The organism is Bradyrhizobium sp. 21, assembly GCF_023073335.1.
Lineage (GTDB): Bacteria > Pseudomonadota > Alphaproteobacteria > Rhizobiales > Xanthobacteraceae > Bradyrhizobium.
The window spans coordinates 92,709-94,712 of sequence record NZ_JADPJG010000021.1 but is presented as its reverse complement, the minus strand read 5'-3'; the positions used below and the strand labels follow the sequence as shown (position 1 = coordinate 94,712).

2 protein-coding genes and 1 pseudogene are annotated in these 2,004 nt (G+C 63.3%); all 3 read left to right on the top strand.

All coding sequences use genetic code 11. From position 1 onward, the window contains the following. Positions 1–130, top strand: a pseudogene (locus IVB31_RS20650) (GDP-mannose 4,6-dehydratase); the annotation flags it as partial. Further along, the gene (locus IVB31_RS20645; protein WP_346730883.1) at positions 111–1,052 is read left to right on the top strand and encodes a GDP-L-fucose synthase; all 942 of its coding nucleotides are present in this window, start codon (positions 111–113) and stop codon (positions 1,050–1,052) included. The pseudogene IVB31_RS20650 and the gene IVB31_RS20645, both read left to right, overlap by 20 nt. A 175-nt stretch (positions 1,053–1,227) precedes the next feature. Beyond that, positions 1,228–2,004 (top strand): UDP-glucose/GDP-mannose dehydrogenase family protein (locus tag IVB31_RS20640; protein WP_247326045.1); only part of this gene is annotated, 777 nt, incomplete at its 3' end.

The window sequence follows — 2,004 nt, the reverse complement described above, 5'->3', positions numbered from 1 at the left end:
CGCCAGCAAGGCGCGCGAGGTGCTGGGCTGGACGCCGAAGCGGAGTTTTGCAGAACTCGTCGCGGAAATGATGGCGAGCGATCTGGCGCAGGCAAAGTGGGACGCTGGCAGTGGCAAACACACCGTTTGAGCTGAAAGGCAAGAGCGTCTACGTCGCCGGCCACCGCGGCATGGTCGGCGCTGCGATTGCGCGGCGGCTCGCGCAAGAGGACGTCAGGCTCGTCACCGTGGCTAGGGGCGAGGTCGATCTGTGCAATCAGGCCGCGGTATTCGACTGGTTCGCGAAGACGCGGCCGCAGGTGATCTTCCTCGCCGCGGCCAAGGTCGGCGGCATCGTCGCCAACAACACGCTGCGCGCCGAGTTCATCTACGACAACATCGCGATCGCGGCCAATGTGATCCACGCCGCGCATCAGAACGGCGCCGAGAAGCTGATGTTTCTGGGCTCGTCCTGCATCTATCCGAAGCTGGCACCGCAGCCGCTGCGCGAGGATTCCGTGCTGACCGGTCCGTTGGAGCCGACCAACGAGCCCTATGCGATCGCAAAAATCGCCGGCATCAAGATGGCGGAGGCCTATCGCAGCCAATATGGCAGCGACTTCATTAGCGTGATGCCGACCAACCTCTACGGCCCCGGCGACAATTATCACCCGGAACTGAGCCATGTGGTCGCCGCCCTGATCCGTCGCTTCCACGAGGCCAAGGTTGCGGGCGCGAAGCGGGTCATCGTCTGGGGCACCGGCACGCCGCGGCGCGAGTTCCTTTATGTCGACGACATGGCGGATGCCTGCGTGCACCTGATGAAGACCTATTCGAGCGCCGAGCTGGTCAACATCGGCACCGGCGAGGACATCACCATCGCCGAATTCGCCCGGGTCGTTGCCGAAATCGTCGGCTACACCGGTGAGATCAGTTTCGACAGCTCGCGTCCCGACGGCACGCCGCGCAAGCTGCTCGACGTCAGCCGCCTCGCCAGGCTCGGCTGGCGCGCGACGACATCGCTTCACGATGGCTTGAAGCGTGCCTATGTGGCGTATCTGTCGCATACGTAGAATGCAGCAAATGCATGTCGCGTGTTTCAGGAGTTGTCCGCAACGCCTGTTACGCGCGGCGGCTAAGGTTTATTCGGTTCGCGAAGCAACCTGCCCTAATGTTGGGCGTGCGGCCGGATAGAGAAATGTCTAGGGTGTTCAGTGGAACATCCGTCGTCAACGGAGAGAGTTTTTCATGCGAATCGCGATGATCGGGACGGGCTATGTGGGACTGGTGTCCGGGGCCTGCTTTGCGGATTTCGGTCACGACGTCATTTGCGTCGACAAGGACGAGAAGAAGATCGGGGCACTTCATCGCGGCGAGATCCCGATCTACGAGCCCGGGCTCGACGAACTCGTTGCGACCAACGTCAAGGCCAAGCGGCTGGCGTTCACTACCGATTTGTCGAAGCCGGTCGCGGAGGCCGATGCCGTGTTCATCGCGGTCGGCACGCCCTCGCGTCGGGGCGACGGCCACGCCGATCTGTCCTATGTCTACGCCGCCGCGAAAGAGATCGCGCAGTCGCTGTCCGGCTTCACCGTGGTGGTGACGAAGTCGACCGTGCCTGTGGGCACCGGCGACGAGGTCGAGCGCATCATTCGCGAGGCTAACCCCAAGGCCGACGTCGTCGTGGCCTCGAACCCCGAATTCCTGCGCGAGGGCGCGGCGATCCGCGACTTCAAGTTCCCCGATCGCGTCGTCGTCGGCACCTCCGACGAGCGCGGCCGCAAGGTGATGGGCGACATCTATCGGCCGCTATCGCTGAACCAGGCGCCGCTGATGTTCACGGAGCGCCGCACCGCCGAGATGATCAAATACGCGGCCAACGCCTTCCTCGCGACCAAGATCACCTTCATCAACGAGATCGCGGACCTCTCTGAAAAGGTCGGCGCCAACGTCCAGGAAGTGGCGCGCGGAATTGGTCTGGACAACCGCATCGGCACCAAGTTCCTGCATGCCGGCCCCGGCTTT